This window comes from Rhizobium sp. NPDC090275, from assembly GCF_044772225.1.
Taxonomy (GTDB): Bacteria; Pseudomonadota; Alphaproteobacteria; order Rhizobiales; family Rhizobiaceae; genus Rhizobium.
The window spans coordinates 191,286-206,603 of sequence record NZ_JBIVYL010000006.1 but is presented as its reverse complement, the minus strand read 5'-3'; the positions used below and the strand labels follow the sequence as shown (position 1 = coordinate 206,603).

Annotated in this window: 16 protein-coding genes and 1 pseudogene; 9 read left to right on the top strand and 8 right to left on the bottom strand. The window is 58.2% G+C overall.

Features of this window, described 5'->3' with window-relative positions; translation table 11 throughout:
* Positions 1–299: 299 nt before the first annotated feature.
* A complete protein-coding gene (locus ACIQUB_RS17165) occupies positions 300–866 on the bottom strand; it encodes a helix-turn-helix domain-containing protein (protein ID WP_402930899.1) in 567 nt (188 codons plus the stop codon).
* A gap of 318 nt (positions 867–1,184) precedes the next feature.
* On the opposite strand from ACIQUB_RS17165, the gene ACIQUB_RS17160 reads away from it, so the two are divergent.
* Positions 1,185–2,369 carry a sensor histidine kinase gene (locus tag ACIQUB_RS17160; RefSeq protein ID WP_402930897.1) on the top strand — a complete coding sequence of 395 codons (1,185 nt, stop codon included), beginning with the start codon at positions 1,185–1,187 and terminating at the stop codon, positions 2,367–2,369.
* Between the two features lie 32 nt (positions 2,370–2,401).
* Here ACIQUB_RS17160 and ACIQUB_RS17155 read toward each other — a convergent pair whose 3' ends face one another.
* From ACIQUB_RS17155 to ACIQUB_RS17130, 6 genes are all read right to left on the bottom strand, one after another.
* Positions 2,402–2,785: a response regulator gene (locus ACIQUB_RS17155; RefSeq protein ID WP_402930895.1), complete on the bottom strand. Its 384-nt coding sequence runs from the start codon at positions 2,783–2,785 to the stop codon at positions 2,402–2,404.
* A gap of 170 nt (positions 2,786–2,955) precedes the next feature.
* Entirely contained in the window at positions 2,956–4,164 is a 1,209-nt protein-coding gene (locus ACIQUB_RS17150; RefSeq protein WP_402930893.1) for an MFS transporter, read from the bottom strand.
* Entirely contained in the window at positions 4,161–5,156 is a 996-nt protein-coding gene (locus tag ACIQUB_RS17145; protein WP_402930891.1) for an MBL fold metallo-hydrolase, read from the bottom strand. Before ACIQUB_RS17145 ends, ACIQUB_RS17150 begins: the two co-directional genes overlap by 4 nt.
* The gene (locus ACIQUB_RS17140; RefSeq protein WP_402930889.1) at positions 5,153–6,193 is read right to left on the bottom strand and encodes an MBL fold metallo-hydrolase; all 1,041 of its coding nucleotides are present in this window, start codon (positions 6,191–6,193) and stop codon (positions 5,153–5,155) included. Before ACIQUB_RS17140 ends, ACIQUB_RS17145 begins: the two co-directional genes overlap by 4 nt.
* 43 nt (positions 6,194–6,236) lie before the next feature.
* A complete protein-coding gene (locus ACIQUB_RS17135) occupies positions 6,237–6,515 on the bottom strand; it encodes a XapX domain-containing protein (RefSeq protein WP_113237666.1) in 279 nt (92 codons plus the stop codon).
* 66 nt (positions 6,516–6,581) lie between these two features.
* The gene (locus ACIQUB_RS17130) at positions 6,582–7,238 is read right to left on the bottom strand and encodes a hydrolase (protein ID WP_113237601.1); all 657 of its coding nucleotides are present in this window, start codon (positions 7,236–7,238) and stop codon (positions 6,582–6,584) included.
* Between the two features lie 341 nt (positions 7,239–7,579).
* Here ACIQUB_RS17130 and ACIQUB_RS17125 point away from each other — a divergent pair, with 341 nt between their 5' ends.
* Positions 7,580–8,401 carry an alpha/beta fold hydrolase gene (locus ACIQUB_RS17125; RefSeq protein ID WP_113237602.1) on the top strand — a complete coding sequence of 274 codons (822 nt, stop codon included), beginning with the start codon at positions 7,580–7,582 and terminating at the stop codon, positions 8,399–8,401.
* The gene (locus ACIQUB_RS17120; RefSeq protein ID WP_402930885.1) at positions 8,398–9,039 is read left to right on the top strand and encodes a response regulator transcription factor; all 642 of its coding nucleotides are present in this window, start codon (positions 8,398–8,400) and stop codon (positions 9,037–9,039) included. The genes ACIQUB_RS17125 and ACIQUB_RS17120 overlap by 4 nt, the downstream gene beginning before the upstream one ends.
* Here the strand turns inward: ACIQUB_RS17120 and ACIQUB_RS17115 are convergent.
* The gene (locus ACIQUB_RS17115; protein WP_402930883.1) at positions 8,990–9,409 is read right to left on the bottom strand and encodes a response regulator transcription factor; all 420 of its coding nucleotides are present in this window, start codon (positions 9,407–9,409) and stop codon (positions 8,990–8,992) included. The two genes, ACIQUB_RS17120 and ACIQUB_RS17115, sit on opposite strands and share 50 nt — an antisense overlap.
* Positions 9,410–9,951: 542 nt before the next feature.
* On the opposite strand from ACIQUB_RS17115, the gene ACIQUB_RS17110 reads away from it, so the two are divergent.
* The 6 genes and pseudogenes from ACIQUB_RS17110 to ACIQUB_RS17085 all read left to right on the top strand — a co-directional run bounded on the left by ACIQUB_RS17110 (position 9,952) and on the right by ACIQUB_RS17085 (position 14,898).
* On the top strand, positions 9,952–10,578 hold the full coding sequence (locus tag ACIQUB_RS17110) for a hydrolase (RefSeq protein WP_402930881.1): 627 nt from the start codon (positions 9,952–9,954) through the stop codon (positions 10,576–10,578).
* Between the two features lie 54 nt (positions 10,579–10,632).
* The gene (locus ACIQUB_RS17105; protein ID WP_402930879.1) at positions 10,633–12,510 is read left to right on the top strand and encodes an amidohydrolase; all 1,878 of its coding nucleotides are present in this window, start codon (positions 10,633–10,635) and stop codon (positions 12,508–12,510) included.
* A 14-nt stretch (positions 12,511–12,524) separates the two neighbouring features.
* On the top strand, positions 12,525–12,971 hold the full coding sequence (locus ACIQUB_RS17100) for a DoxX family protein (protein WP_113237607.1): 447 nt from the start codon (positions 12,525–12,527) through the stop codon (positions 12,969–12,971).
* 29 nt (positions 12,972–13,000) lie between these two features.
* Complete coding sequence (locus ACIQUB_RS17095; protein ID WP_162737474.1) at positions 13,001–13,165, top strand: hypothetical protein; 165 nt, start codon at positions 13,001–13,003, stop codon at positions 13,163–13,165.
* Positions 13,166–13,193: 28 nt separating this feature from the next.
* Positions 13,194–13,685: pseudogene (locus ACIQUB_RS17090) on the top strand (Dps family protein).
* 235 nt (positions 13,686–13,920) lie between these two features.
* Entirely contained in the window at positions 13,921–14,898 is a 978-nt protein-coding gene (locus ACIQUB_RS17085; RefSeq protein ID WP_402930876.1) for an alpha/beta fold hydrolase, read from the top strand.
* The last annotated feature ends 420 nt before the right edge of the window (positions 14,899–15,318 follow it).

The following is a 15,318-nucleotide window of genomic DNA, read 5'->3' as shown; positions in this document are numbered from 1 at the left end:
TGCGCCTCTCGAGTCGAAGAGGCCGTGCCCCTTCTCCAGGATTTTGCCGATGGAGCAGCGCTGCAAAAATTTATGTTCGGTTGAGCAATATCTAATGGAAAAATCGGCGCTGGTGATTGAACTATTCGCTTCAGTTTGATTATTACCATCGCGGTGGCGACTGGCCCGCAGGCGTATACGGGGAAAATTTGCAAACTTAGCAACACCAACGCCTTGCTACTACTAGCGTGTCCGCTGAAGCCATTACTATAATGGCTTCGTCCCACAGATCGCGGAAAGCCAATTGAAAGTGCTAGATTTCAAACTTGCACCGCCACCTCTTGACCGATGAAGCGACGCCAGGCGCTAGGCGTCGTCCCCGTTGCCCTGCGAAAGATACGGGAGAGATGAGCCTGGTCCGCGAGCCCGCAGTCGAGCGCGATCTCGCTTAGGGAGTCGCTGCTGTTTGCCATGCGGTGTTTGGCATGTTCTACCCGGCGGCTAATGATGTAGTTATGCGGCGACATATCGAAACTGACTTTGAACGCTGCAGAAAAATAACTTGTGCTGAGGCGCACCTGACCCGCGAGCTCATCGAGCGACATCGCGGTCGAAAGGTTTTCTTCGACGTACTTTTTGACGCGGTTTACCTGCCATGGGGCGAGCGCGCCGGTCGTCGCTCGCCTGCGGCCATCCACATTCGTCAGGTGCGGACGGAGCAGGATCGACGCTTTCTTCATCATATCGATCGCAACCACTTCGTCGCTCTCGATTAGAGTGATCGCGCCAAGCAACAGGCTAGAGACTTCGCTGGAATTTTGGGCGAAGAGAGCGTTAAAGGCTGCAAATTTTTCGTGACTTGAAACAGCGGCGGCACCGGGAAGCATGTCGATCTCCTAATGACCTTGAAAAGAATGTGTCTATAAGGTCATTCTGGTCGGATCGGCCCATTCCGGGAATCGTACATCCATTGGCTTCGCCAACACACGAGTCGTAATGGATCATACCTTTGTATGATTGATCGCGGTGTTCACAAGCAAGAAGGATGATCGTGAACGGTCCGATTTATTTTGGACAATCCAATACCAGATCATCAGGCCAGCCTTGCACTCCCGACCATAGAAGCTACCGTCGATTTGGAAACTGCGAGATAGATCTCCGGCCTATGTTGCCGGGACGGGTCTCCAACGGTTTTGGGATGGGACATGGATAGTGAAATTCTTTCGCACGGGGCGTTTTCTCTTGCGCCACTCGCGATGATCAGACTTGATCTTAAGAGAACGCGGAATCTGGTCGCCGACAGGAAAATATCCCTGGACGGCGATCAATGCTACGATAACGCCTCAGTGTGCGCCCTGACGAACAGCGTCGATATCCTAGACCTGAACGGCGCAGCCCACTCGATCGTTTCATTGGACGGAAAAGCACCGCCGGAGCGCGTGTCGCATGTCATCCCTGAGCAGCTCCAAAAGCCGTTTGCCAAGGGCCTTGTCGCGCTGCTTCATGGAAAGAGCTTTTCCATGGCAGGCACCGTGAAGTCCGCCGATGGGATGGACTTTCCTGCTCAGATAACGGGATGGATTGACGCCCGCCCCGGCGGCAGTGATGTGGTCATGATCGGGATCACGAAGCTCGATCAGCCTCGTGACAGTGAGAAGGCCGCCATTCTCGGCGACCTTGCCCATGCGGCAAGGATCGCGATGCTCGGGGAGATGACGGCATCCATTTCTCATGAAGTGAACCAGCCTCTGGGTTCGATTGTCACCAGCGCCGAAGCCGGGCTTCGATGGCTCAATCACGAGACGCCCAACCTTGCTGAAGTTCGCGCACTGCTGGAAAGGATCGTTGCTAGCGGCCGGCGCGCGGCAGACATAATATCTTCCCTGAAGGGCTTGGCGCGCAACACAAAACCCGAAAGAGACGCAGTGGATGTAGCCGGGCTCATCGACGAGGCGGTCATGATCCTCCGCTCCGATTTGAACCGGCGCCAGATTGCGCTGCGTTTGGAGATCTGTCGCGATCTGCCCCCGGTCTGGATTGATCGGACACAAATTCTGCAAGTGATCGTCAACCTGGTGACCAATGCGGCTCAGGCGATGGCGGATGGTCAGGCGTGGAATAGGACGCTTGCAATCCGGGCGCGGGAAAGTCCGCAAGGGGTCGTCCTGGAGGTCGAAGACAGCGGACCCGGGGTCGATCCAAAGGTGCGCGAGCGTCTGTTCGAAAGTTTCTACACCACGAAGACAACGGGAACCGGGATGGGATTGGCCATTTGCCGATCCATCGTCGAAGCCCATGGCAGCGAGATCGAACTTCAATCCTCGCAATACCTTGGCGCACGGTTCAGTTTTGCGCTTGGTAACGAGCCCAACGCCCGCGATACGATTTGAGCGACGGCTCCAGCTGCCGATCGCCAGGTCCCTCAGGTATCGCGATGGCGAAGGCTACTCGCCTTTTTCAGGTTGGCACTGAGATCTTCGGCGGAAAAGGGCTTGGCGACCACGGAGATCGCGCCACTTGCATAGGCCTTCTCGGCCAGCGCGGGCTCCATTCTTCCGGTCATCAGGATGACCGGGAGGTCCCGCTCAAGATCACTGAGCGCGTTCGTCAGTTCAATTCCATCCATCGAAGGCATGTGAATGTCACTGATTATACACAAAAAGTCTTTTAGGTTTGAGTGATGAAGGAGCTGCTCAGCGGAATGAAAACATTCAGCGCTGTATCCCAGCGATCTGACCAGACTGCTGATCGCGACCGGAATATCCCTGTCGTCGTCGACTATTGCAATAAGTGAACTCGATGGCATCAGCGTCTCCAATCGCACCGATCACTGATGCCTTGAAAATCAAACTAGATCTTTAGGCGGGAACGTCAATCATCCCTACGTATGCTCCTTTTAACCACGAGATTTAAGGCGAGGCCGATTGCGAGGTTTTTGAGGAGCGGTCGGGCAAGACGGTGAATGCCCGACAAGCATCACAAAGCTTTTCTAGACTGTTTTAGGAAAGTCTTCTGCCGGACGAGATCCAAAAGGAGTGTCACCAGCGCAAGAACGGCGATTGTAGCAACGCCGATATCGACTGCCGTCGTCAGGCCATAGAATGTGGCGATCCTTCCGAGCGACAGTGCGACCACGGCCTGCGCGAGGTAGGCCACGAGGAACAGGGCCGATAGCGTTGCAGCCCTGTGCGTCACAGGCAAATGCGCATTGATCAGCGAGAGTCCGCCGAGCAGTAGCCAACTGTATGCAGCGCCGGCGCCAAGCTGGGCGAGCATGTAGATGGTTAACGAGTGTTCGATCGCCGCAAGGGCAAGCAGGGCGGAGGAGACGATGGCAGTCACTCCACCTGCCAGGATGACCCTTCCAGCTGCAAGCTTACGGGCGGGAACGGTCGCAAGTGCGGATGCCGTAGCAAATAAGGCAATTGTTCCTCCGTTGACCAAGGCGTTTGAGGACGCAACGACATCATGCGCGATCTGCGCGCCAAGGGAGAGGGTCATTGCTCCTAGCACATACGATCCAGTCACCGCCGCTGTCGACGCGACGAAGACCGCAAACACACCATTTGGAATGGACGGCACCTTCGGCCTCCAACGGCCGGTCGCCCGTGAAGCGGTGTGATTTGGCATGAACCACGTGACGGCAATCAGGCCGACAAGAACGGCGGTCAGGACGGCGAAGTTCATCCTGAGTGGAAACGGCGCATACTGGATAAGCGCGCCGCCGACGAGGGAAGCCGCCATCATTCCAAGCGCCTGCGCCGCCGCTGTCGCGCCGCCCGCCTGACCAATCCGATGCGGCGGGCTGAATTCCACAACAGCCGCCGCGGAAGGCCCTGCTGAAAGGCCGACTCCCACGCCCATGAGGGCCCGACCCAGAAATATCCAGTCTACATCAGGCGCAATCGCGAATATCAGCGATCCGGATGCGGAGAAGGCAAGTCCTGCCAGCATGGTCTCTCGCCTTCCGATGTAATCGGAAAGATTTCCGAACAGCACCAGCACGAGGACGACAAAAACGGGGTAGATCGCGAATATGGCCGTCGTCGTAAACGTCGTGAGATGCCATTGCCGGGCATACAAGGGATAGGTCAACGCGGGCGCTGCACTCGTCCAAATGGTATGAGCGACAATGGCGGTCGCCGTTAGAAAGCTCGCCTGGCGACTGAGTACCCTGCGTGTCATGACCTTTCTCCGGCAGCGTTCGCGAACTCGTAGGCATCGCCGGCCTTCACGATCCTTCCCACGCCCGGATAGGTCCAGTGAAAGCCCAGCAGCGTCGCGTTCTGCGCGCATGCCTGCTCCAGAAGAGCCCGGCGGGTAACCCTTGCCTTTGTAGGATCCATGTCGAAGCCGAAGCTCCAGTCGGGATGTTCGAAGGAGACGATCTCGCTCGAGACGGCATCGACGGTGATGATCAGAGGAACATCACTGTCGAGCACCACCGACAGATGGCCGGGGGTGTGTCCAGGCGTCGAAAGGACATGCATGCCCGGAACGATTTCGTCGCCACCTTCCAGGAGGTTCACCCTGTCCTGCAGGGCGGTCAGATCCCGGCGGGCTCCCTCAACGAAAGGCTGCATTTCCGCTGGCAAGGCGGAAGCTACCTCGCCCATCCAGAAATCCCACTCAGCCCTGCCGACGTAGTATTTTGCCTTAGGGAAGCGCAGGCTACCATCATCTCTCAGCAAGCCCCAGATATGATCGGGATGCGCATGCGATATGAGCACGATCGTCACGTCGTCGGCCCGGACGCCGACGCGCTCTAGATTTTCCTCAAGCATGCCCTCTGTCGGCTGGAAGCGCTTTCCTGCGCCGACATCCACCAGGATGACCTGTTCGTCGTGGACGATCAGCGGAATGTTCGATTGGGCGTGGGCGGTGTTGTCCTTGCCATCGAGGCGGGAGACGATGGCGGCTCTCTCGTCATCATCTGCTTCGGGCGCAAACAGTTCGCCGTTCAGGACAATGGGACCATCCGAAAGTACGGTGATGTCAAACTTGCCGTGGCGAAAACTATGAAACTCGGACCGGGTCATCTGCGAACTCCGTTGTTGATGGCACTCCATATCGGTCCATCGAATTTGTTTTGAAACCGACATTATTGAGGACTTTCCGTTCATTTTTGAACGGGACATCTCCTGACGCTCATCGCGGAGGGGAAGATGTCCTGTCATGGCTTTGCCGATGGTCCTTCGTAATTCGCGGGGATCCAATAGAAGTGACCCTGGGATGCGCTGACGTGGCCAAGACCGGGGAAAGAAATATGGGCCGCGCCGATCCAGTAGCCGTTGCGGGCGGCGTCGGAGAAAATCATCTCGCGTTCATTCTCGGCCATCTGTGCATCGCTGTCGTAAGCCAGCGTCACGGAAGGGTTCGGAAACTGCACGGCTGCAACATGAACGACATCGCCCCACATCAGCATTTTCTGCCCTTCGCTTTCGACCATGAAGAAGCTATGGCCGGGGGTATGACCGGGGCTGGCAATCGGCGTGATACCGGGTGAAAGTTCCTTGCCATACTCGAAAGGCTTGAACTTTCCCGCGGCGATATAGGGCGTGAGGGAAGCCTTGTCGCCCTCGAACATGGAATTCAGCAGCTTGGGCGCTGCCTGCTCGTTCTTGTCGTCGAGCCAATAATCGGCATCGACCTGGCTCACCCTGACGATGGCGTTGCTGAACGTCATTTTCCCGTTTGGCGCAATGCCGCCGACATGATCCGCGTGCAGATGGGTCAGATATACCTCATCGACCTGGTCCGGTGAGTAACCAGCGCTTTTGAGATTATCGATGAGGTGACCACAGCAATCGCCATAAAGTGAACCGGCACCGCTGTCGATCAGGATCAGCTTGGTTCCGGTATTGATCAGGAACGCGTTGATCGACCCCTGGACCGGCACGGCAAGTCGGTTTTCCGCGAGCAGTGCATCGGCCTCGCCGGGCGCGACCTGATCAAGCGGTATTGCGCCCTTGTCTGCGACGACCTGCGTCAGCACCTTGTGAACCGGAAAGGGGTGCGTGCCGTCGGATAGGACGGTTATCTCGAACTTACCAAGCATCATCCGATAGAAGCCGGGAGCCTGCGTGCCGACGATCGGCGCCGCAGCCCGAGATGGCTTCGCCATCGTCATGGTCAGGGTTGCGGTTATGGCCGCTGAAGCCACCGCGATCGCCACTAGGCGCACTGGCGCGTGAAAGGTCAGTCTCTTAAACATGTGTTTTCTCCTAATTCATGCGCGGCAGCATTGTCCGGGGCGTTCAGGTATCGATCGTGTCCGTCTTTGACGGAAGGTCAGCGCGAGTGGTGCCGGCGGGAAGATGCCCGAACATGTGCGGCTTGATCTTATAGAGCCAGGAGACCGCGGCGGGTTCCTTGCTCCAAACAGTAAGAGCAAACGGGATGATCTGTTCGCCGACCAGGATCCCAAGGAGGCCCACCAGCGCGATGACCGGCGGGGCGGGTGAGCGGACGTTCAGAAGGCTGTAGATGATGCCGACCAGCAGGCCAGCCCCAAGAGACAGGATATAGATTTTCATGGACAGGATCTCCATCAGCGTCAGGTGACCGCTCCATAGTGAATGGAGCGGTATTCCCAATTGTTGTCAGTGGCTTTCGGATGCGTTGAACATCGTCTTCGCGTAGATGATACCGAGCCCGTACGATCCACCAAACTTCTTCGCCACACCCGTCGTCATGTCGTAGGTTTCCGTGCGCGCCCAATCGCGCTGCAGTTCGAGCATATACTGGAGCGACGTCATCGGCTGTACGCCGATCTGGATCATGCGGTCCATGGCGCGGTTATGGGCCTCTTCGGTAACATCGCCGCAGGCGTCCGCGAGCACAAAGACTTCGAAGCCCTGTTCGATCGCCGACAGCGCGGGACCAACAATACATACGCCGGTCCACAGGCCGGTCAGAACGATCCGCTTCTTACCGATCCGGTTGATTTCCTCGATGACGGCCGCATCTTCCCAGGTGTTCATCGAGGTGCGATCGAACAGCTTCTGTCCGGGAAAGGCGTCGGTGATTTCGTTGAACATTGGGCCGGAGAAGCTTTTTTCGGCAACGGTCGTCAGAATGGTGGAAACACCAAATCCCTTGGCGGCGTTGGCGACGAGGGCAGCATTGTTGCGAAGATTGACGGCATCGATGCTCTTGGTCGCAAACGACATCTGCGACTGAAAATCGATCATGAGAAGCGTATGGTCCTTCGGTGTCAGAAGCTTAGAACCCGGTGTCGGAGTGGCATGAACGGTCATAACGTGTCCCCTAGTGATGCTCGATTGCATGGGGACACCATGCTGCAGAACGGCCGGGCATTCTTGTCGCATACAAGGGCGGTTTGGATGATCTTGCGGAGAGCGTGCAAGGGATCCATCAATTGGCTTGGGCCAGCGTCATTGGAAGGCGATATACGGTTATGCAAAAGCCTCAATGAGCGGCACCCGAAGCGGAGTGCGCAGCGTACGCCGTTATATTTTAGTACGTTTGTGCTCAAATTTGACGATTGCTCCCATTAAAAGGCAAGGCCTCTGGCGGTACGCGCGAACAGCTGGTAAAGCTCGATTAATCCGCTGAAATCAAACATCGGGGCCGTCAAATGCCAGTACTGACCGTTCGCGACAACACCCGCCTCTATTACAAAGACTGGGGAAGCGGGCCGCCGGTTCTCTTCAGCCATGGATGGCCTTTGAATTCGGACATGTGGGAAAACCAGATGATGCACCTTGCATCGGAAGGCTTCCGGGTCATAGCCCATGACCGCAGAGGGTTCGGCCGGTCGGACCAGCCGTGGCACGGATATGACCACGATACTTTTTCCGAAGACCTGGCTGAAATCATAAGCGCTCTCGAACTCAGGGATGTCACCCTTGTCGGCTATGCGATGGGCGGCGGCGAGATTACGCGCTATATCGGCCGGCACGGGACCGGTCGAATTTCTCGTCTTGTCCTGATTGGCGCCACCACACCGAAACTTGCCTGGAGCGAAGATTATCCGAACGGAGTTCCCGAAGCTGTCTTCGAAGGCGTCAGAGCCGGATTGAGGGCCGACCGGGCAGAGTTCATTCGCGGCTTCTCACGCCTGTTCTTTGGCGCCGACAAAGAGGGTGCGACTGTTTCCGAGGGAAGCATGATGCAACTGCATCAGATCGCGATGCAATCCTCCCTGAAGGCGGCACATGATTCCATCACCGCTTGCGCCATGACCGACTACCGCGGCGACATAGAGAAGTTCGACATTCCGGTTCTCATCATTCACGGCGAGGACGACGCTTTTGTCCCGTTCGCCGCGACCGCTCAACAAGCAATCCAGCTGATGCCGAACGCAGAACTGAAGGTATATGAGAACGCCCCGCACGGACTGCTGTTCACGCACAAGGATCGCCTGAACAGCGATCTCCTAAATTTCCTCCGCCGATGACCGGCGTCACCACAGAGGAAGCCGTCGTGTTCATCGTCGAGGACGATGACGAACTGCGGCTGTCCCTCGACAGCCTCTTCCGATCCATCGGCCTAAAGACGAGCATGTTCGCCAACGCACGCGGATTTATGGAAGCCAAAAGACCAGACGTAACGGGATGCCTTGTGGTCGATGTTCGGCTGCCAGGCCTCAGCGGCCTGGATTTCCACGAGCAACTAATCAAAGCCGGTTCAGCCCTCCCGGTTATTTTCATAACGGGCCATGGAGATATTCCCATGAGCGTTAGGGCGATGAAGGCGGGAGCCGTTGATTTCCTGCCGAAACCCTTCCGGGATCAGGACATGCTGGACGCGGTCGCATCGGCACTAGAGATCGATCGCAAGAGGCGGCGGGGCGAACTCGAGCTTCTTGCGCTGCGAAATCGCTACGCGGAGCTAAGTCTGCGCGAACGGCAAGTGATGGCGCTGGTGACGACTGGCTTGATGAACAAACAGGTCGCGGGAAAGCTCTCGTTGAGCGAAGTCACCGTGAAGATCCATCGCGGGTCGGCCATGCGCAAGATGGACGCGAAGACATTGCCGGACCTCGTCAAGATGGCGGAGCTTCTGGAACTCCACGGCGACCTTCAAGCATCCTAAGACCAGTCGCTGACGGATTGGCTGATCGTTTCCATGAGATCCGCGAGGCTAAAAGGCTTCGTGACCAGGATGGCTGCCCCTGTAATAGCCGCTTCTCGGCAAGACCTTGTTCAAACCCGCCGGTCATCAAAATGATCGGCAGATCAGGCCGAAGCTTTTTCAGAAGCGGAACCAGGTCCAGACCGGATATATTCGGCATGTTAATGTCACTGATGACACAGCGGAAACGTTCGACGTCTTTCGACGAGAGAAGCGCTTCGGCCGATGAAAAACATGTTGCATTATAGCCGAGAGAGCGGATCAAACTCGCCAGAGCCACAGGAATATCCGGATCGTCATCGACGATGCCAATCAGTGGCGTCTCCTCCATCCTCTTCCCAGTCTGCATCCGATTGATGCGTCGTCATAATATCCGCGCCTTCAGGAGCACATTTCTCCGTCAGCGGAGCCCGATGCCGGATGTAAACCTGGTCTTTCGGACGTTTCGCATATGGCAGACGGAACGGCTAACCCATGCCAAATCATCCGTATTGAATTATCCAATGAGACGTGGACGATTAACCTGCCATTCTCCTACCCTCGATTTCGAGACAGCTACACGTATGCAGGAACCATCCGTTGTATCGTTTCGTCCGTTGCCAGCTTTGGTATTCTCTCGCTCGTTGCCTCGCATAGAGGCGGTAGCGGATCCTCCCATGCTACCGGTAAGTTTTGGCTCCCCTGTCCGAAGCAGCCGGGATGATCCGTCTGGCCGCTCAGTGTCGCCCCTGAGCGGCCAATTTTCGTCCGTAGCCGAAGATGGCGGGACGGATTCGTAGCCGGTTTTCATCAAAATCAGAGCATCCGTTCAAGCCAGCGGCAGGCATTTGGTTTAGCCCTGTGCCTCAAACAATCGCATCCAGGAGCCACAGAATGACGAAACCACCCCTGCTCACGCCGGCCGACGTCACCCTGTTGATGGTGGACCAGCAAGCTGGTCTTGCCTTCGGGGTGGGATCAACCGACCGCCAACTCCTTCTCAACAACGTGATTGCGCTGGCAAAAACCGCAAAGACGTTTCAGATACCAGTGGTCGTCTCGACATCGGCGTCGAAGGTCTACAGCGGACCACTGCTGCCATCGATCAGAGGCGTTCTTGGAGACGTGCCGCCGCTGGAACGCCGAAACATGAATGCGTGGGAAGACCACGCCGTCCGCGATGAAATCGCAAAGACCGGACGCCGGAAGCTCCTCGTTTCCGGCCTGCTTTCCGAGGCCTGCGTGTCGTTTCCAGTCCTATCAGCCTTGGCCGACGGCTACGACGTGTCCGTCGTCGCCGATACCTGTGGCGGCATTACGCCTGAGAGCCATGCGCTGGCCCTTCGCCGCATGGAAGCTGCCGGCGCCACGATGACCTCGTGGCTGCAGGTCCTCCTCGAACTCCAAAGGGATTGGGCTCGGAAGGAGACCTACGACGCAGCGCGCGCCATCGTCGAAAGCCACGCCGGCGGTTACGGCATAGGGCTGGCCTATGCACGCGACATGATCCACCCGGTGTGATGGCATTAGCCAACGATAGCTCCCTCTACCGAAATCTTGAATCGGAGACCCCTAATGACCGCCGACCTCATCCTCCACCACGGTTTGATCACCACGCTCGATCGCACCAATCCAACCGCCAGCGCCGTCGCCATCAAGGACGGTGCCTTTCTCGAAGTCGGCACCGATGCCGAGATCATGGCGCTCGCCGGCCCGGACACCAAGATCGTCGACCTCAAGGGCAAGCGCGTCCTGCCCGGCCTGATCGACAATCACACCCACGTCGTGCGCGGCGGCCTGAACTACAACATGGAACTGCGCTGGGACGGCGTTCGTTCGCTGGCGGATGCGATGGACATGCTGAAGCGCCAGGTGGCGATCACGCCGGCCCCGCAATGGGTTCGCGTCGTCGGCGGCTTCACCGAACACCAGTTCGCCGAAAAGCGCCTGCCGACGATCGAGGAGATCAATGCGGTCGCGCCGGACACGCCGGTCTTCCTGCTCCATCTCTATGACCGCGCGCTGCTCAACGGCGCTGCTCTGAGAGCCGTCGGTTACACCCGCGACACGCCCAACCCGCCCGGCGGCGAGATCACCCGCGACGCCAACGGCAACCCGACCGGCATGCTGCTTGCCAAGCCGAACGCCGGCATCCTCTACTCGACGCTCGCCAAGGGCCCGAAGCTGCCCTTCGACTACCAGGTCAATTCCACCCGCCACTTCATGCGCGAGCTCAATCGCCTCGGCGTGACCGGCGTGATCGACGCAGGTGGCGGCAACCAGAACTATCCCGATGACTACGAGGTGATCCAGAAGCTCTCCGACGAAAACCAGCTTACCGTTCGTCTCGCCTATAACCTCTTCACGCAGAAGCCGAAGGCCGAGAAAGAGGACTTCCTCAACTGGACGTCCTCGGTCAAATACAAGCAGGGCAACGACTACTTCCGCCACAACGGCGCCGGCGAGATGCTGGTCTTCTCCGCCGCCGACTTCGAGGACTTCCGCCAGCCGCGCCCGGAGATGGCGCCGGAGATGGAAGGTGAGCTCGAGGAAGTCGTGCGCGTTCTGGCCGAAAATCGCTGGCCCTGGCGCATGCATGCCACCTATGACGAGACGATCTCGCGTTCGCTTGATGTCTTCGAGAAGGTCAACAAGGATATTCCGCTGGAAGGCCTCAACTGGTTCTTCGACCATGCCGAGACCATCTCGGAGCGCTCGATCGACCGTATTGCGGCACTCGGCGGTGGTATTGCCACGCAGCATCGCATGGCCTATCAGGGCGAATACTTCGTCGAGCGCTATGGCCACGGCGTCGCCGAAGCCACGCCGCCGATCAAGCGCATGCTCGACAAGGGCGTCAACGTCTCGGCCGGCACCGACGCCACCCGCGTTGCCTCTTATAATCCATGGGTGTCGCTCTCCTGGATGGTGACCGGCAAGACGGTCGGCGGCATGCAGCTTTATCCGCGCGCCAATTGCCTCGACCGCGAGACCGCGCTTCGGATGTGGAGCGAGAAGGTCACGTGGTTCTCCAACGAAGAGGGAAAGAAGGGCCGCATCGAGAAGGGTCAGTTCGCCGATCTCGTGGTGCCAAGCAAGGACTTCTTCGCCTGCGCCGAGGACGAAATCTCCTTCCTCACCTCCGATCTGACGATGGTAGGTGGCAAGATCGTCTACGGCTCGGGTGATTTCGCCAAATACGACGAAAGCAACATCCCGCCCGCCATGCCGGATTGGTCTCCCGTGCGCAAGTTCGGCGGCTACGCCGCCTGGGGCGAGCCTGATGGAGCCGGCGCACGCTCGCTGCGCCGCACCGCTATCTCCACCTGCGGCTGCGCCAGCGATTGCGGCGTCCATGGTCATGACCATGCAGGCGCCTGGACATCGAAGCTGCCGATTGCGGATCTCAAGGGCTTCTTCGGCGCACTCGGTTGCTCCTGCTGGGCCGTTTGAGGGGGAATATCACTATGGCTACACATCGACACACATCGGCGGACACGGAAGCTGGACTGGGCAGAAGCTTCGCCAGCAGCAAGGCCATCGAGTTCATTGCTCTTTCTGCCCTTTGTTCCGCCTACATTCAGGGTCCGCTCACGAAGCTTTTCGATTTCAATGGCGCGCTCGCGGAGATGGATCACTTCGGGCTGCGGCCAACGCTCCTTTTCGCGATCGCGGTGATGATCTTCGAGCTTGCCATGTCGGCGGCCATTGTCGGCGGTTTTCTTCGCTGGGCGGCAGCGCTGGCCCTTGGCGTCTTTACGCTTCTCGCAACGTCGCTGGCGCTCCGTTTCTGGGAACTGCCTGTCGGAATGGAGCGGACGATGGCGATGAACGGATTTTTCGAACATCTCGGTCTTGCGGGCGCCTTTCTTCTGGTGGCTTGGCACGATCTTAAATCCAAGATGCGCCTTTGAAACGGCTAGCGGAAACTGGAAACATGGTCATGGCACACAAAATTCGCGACGGCGTCGAGACGATGCCAGAAATGGAAGACTTGGAGCTCGAACTGGCCCCCTCACCCAACAAGCACCAGGAAGAACTGCTGGACGAAGCTTTGCAGGAAACATTTCCTGCAAGCGATCCGCCGGCCAGCGGCCGGATGGAATGAGCCGAAAACGCAATCTAGGAGCAGTCCATTGAACGACGACATCAAGGCACGCTGCGCCGCCACCCTGAGGACCCCGACAGGTCTCGGCGTGGATGCACCCGAGACATCTCCGCAGGCGCAACGACCTGCTTACGGATGTCTTTGGCCTCTATCTGAAGACCAAGAACTTTCACTGGCACATGTCGGGGGCGAATTTCCGCGACTATCACGTGGTTCTGGACGATCACGGCGATGAACTGTTCGCGATCACGGATCCGCTGGCCGAGCGTCCGGAAGCTCGGCGGCTTTACACGGCGCTCGATCAGCGACATCTTTCGCCGGCAGCGGATCAGCGATAACGATGCCGATTTCGTGCATCCGCACGAGCTGCTCGCCGAATTGCGCGGAGACAATGCCTCGCTGGTGGCACGCATGCGGGCACGTCCACGACGTCTGCGACGAGCACGGCGGGGGTGCGACAGCAAGACTGCTCAACAACGGGATCGACGAAGGCGAAAAACCCGTCTCGTTCCTGTTTTAGATCCTGCGCGAAGCAACGCTCAAGCTGTATCGGACCACTCAAAATCAACCCACGCGACGGCCCCGTCGCGTGGCTTTTTTGATGGCGTCGACGGCGACGGCAATTGCCCGGTCCTCGGTGCCGGCGCCCTGGCATTGTTCAAAAATCGTCGGAACCAACAAGATGGGCAGGGCGGCTGTCGCTACAACTCATCTCACGGCGGTCAATCTGCCGCCAAGTCACCAGGGGGCCACCGATGGCAAACGATTTCGACTTCTCACTCTCCCGGCGCCAGACGCTCATCGCAGGAGCGGCATTTTCCGCTGCGATGGCAGTTCCGGATCTCGCATTCCCAAAATCAGCAACCCAGACCGCACAAGGAAACTTTGAAATGACCGACGGCTTCGTTAAGACCAAAGACGGCGTGAACATCTACTACAAGGATTGGGGTCCAAAGGACGCACAGCCGATCCATTTCCACCATGGCTGGCCGCTCTCCTCCGACGACTGGGACGCCCAGATGATCTACTTCCTGCAGAACGGCTTCCGTGTCGTTGCACATGATCGCCGTGGCCACGGCCGTTCGTCGCAGGTTGCCGAAGGCCACGACATGGACCACTACGCGGCCGACGCTTCCGCCGTCGTGGAACATCTGAACCTGAAAAATGCTGTCCACATCGGCCACTCCACCGGCGGCGGCGAGGTTGCCCGCTATGTCGCAAAGTTCGGCCAGCCGCAGGGCCGTGTTGCAAAGGCCGTCCTCGTCAGCGCCGTCCCGCCGATCATGCTCAAGACGGCCTCCAATCCGGGCGGCCTGCCGATTGAAGTGTTCGACGGCATCCGCAAGGGCGTCGCGGAAAACCGCGCCCAGCTCTTCCTCGATTTCCCCACCGGCCCGTTTTACGGTTTCAACCGTGACGGTGCCAAGGTCTATCCCGGCGTGATCCAGAATTGGTGGCGCCAGGGCATGATGGGCAGCGTCAAAGCCCACTATGACGGCATCAAGGCCTTCTCCGAAACCGACCAGACCGAAGATTTGAAGAAGATTACCGTACCGACGCTCGTCATGCATGGCGATGACGACCAGGTCGTTCCGATCGCCGATTCCGGCGAGCTGTCCGTCAAGCTCGTCAAGAACGGCACGCTCAAAGTCTACAAGGGCTATCCGCACGGCATGCTGACAACCCATGCCGACGTTCTCAACCCGGACCTCCTCGCCTTCATCAGGGCATAAGTCCGGTCACGATGCCCGCTCGCGGATGATCGCGAGCGGGCCTTTTCAATTCAAGCGCGCCGTGGAAGGCTCTGAAGGGACTGCCTGTATCCGTATTGGCGAGTTCAAACGGCAACGCCCGGCATCAGTGCAATTGTCAGGCCGCCCACGATCAGCGCCGCAGCTGGAGGCTACCGCAGCCGCCCGGCCACCAACTCAAGAAGCACTGTTGCCACCAGCAGCAGGACCAGGAACTCGTAGATGGTCTCGGAGTTCATGTGATGCGTAAGTCTGACGATGAGTTGACAAATGCGTGCACGGTCAGATTACCAAGTTCAAAACCTGAGCGTCTGCCTAAGCTCTGCGGCATGCCTTTAGCTAAGCGCTAAACGCAACGCTTGAACAATACGACGTAAATCGTGTCAGACGGGGAGGGTATCT

Coding starts and splice junctions, on each gene's coding strand:
- ACIQUB_RS17105 (WP_402930879.1), top strand. CDS start 10,633: ATGACCGCCGACCTCATCCTCCACCACGGTTTGATCACCACGCTCGAT.
- ACIQUB_RS17115 (WP_402930883.1), bottom strand. CDS start 9,409: ATGGAGGAGACGCCACTGATTGGCATCGTCGATGACGATCCGGATATT.
- ACIQUB_RS17095 (WP_162737474.1), top strand. CDS start 13,001: ATGGCACACAAAATTCGCGACGGCGTCGAGACGATGCCAGAAATGGAA.
- ACIQUB_RS17135 (WP_113237666.1), bottom strand. CDS start 6,515: ATGAAAATCTATATCCTGTCTCTTGGGGCTGGCCTGCTGGTCGGCATC.
- ACIQUB_RS17155 (WP_402930895.1), bottom strand. CDS start 2,785: ATGCCATCGAGTTCACTTATTGCAATAGTCGACGACGACAGGGATATT.
- ACIQUB_RS17085 (WP_402930876.1), top strand. CDS start 13,921: ATGGCAAACGATTTCGACTTCTCACTCTCCCGGCGCCAGACGCTCATC.
- ACIQUB_RS17165 (WP_402930899.1), bottom strand. CDS start 866: ATGCTTCCCGGTGCCGCCGCTGTTTCAAGTCACGAAAAATTTGCAGCC.
- ACIQUB_RS17120 (WP_402930885.1), top strand. CDS start 8,398: ATGACCGGCGTCACCACAGAGGAAGCCGTCGTGTTCATCGTCGAGGAC.
- ACIQUB_RS17130 (WP_113237601.1), bottom strand. CDS start 7,238: ATGACCGTTCATGCCACTCCGACACCGGGTTCTAAGCTTCTGACACCG.
- ACIQUB_RS17100 (WP_113237607.1), top strand. CDS start 12,525: ATGGCTACACATCGACACACATCGGCGGACACGGAAGCTGGACTGGGC.
- ACIQUB_RS17150 (WP_402930893.1), bottom strand. CDS start 4,164: ATGACACGCAGGGTACTCAGTCGCCAGGCGAGCTTTCTAACGGCGACC.
- ACIQUB_RS17125 (WP_113237602.1), top strand. CDS start 7,580: ATGCCAGTACTGACCGTTCGCGACAACACCCGCCTCTATTACAAAGAC.
- ACIQUB_RS17160 (WP_402930897.1), top strand. CDS start 1,185: ATGGATAGTGAAATTCTTTCGCACGGGGCGTTTTCTCTTGCGCCACTC.
- ACIQUB_RS17110 (WP_402930881.1), top strand. CDS start 9,952: ATGACGAAACCACCCCTGCTCACGCCGGCCGACGTCACCCTGTTGATG.
- ACIQUB_RS17145 (WP_402930891.1), bottom strand. CDS start 5,156: ATGACAGGACATCTTCCCCTCCGCGATGAGCGTCAGGAGATGTCCCGT.
- ACIQUB_RS17140 (WP_402930889.1), bottom strand. CDS start 6,193: ATGTTTAAGAGACTGACCTTTCACGCGCCAGTGCGCCTAGTGGCGATC.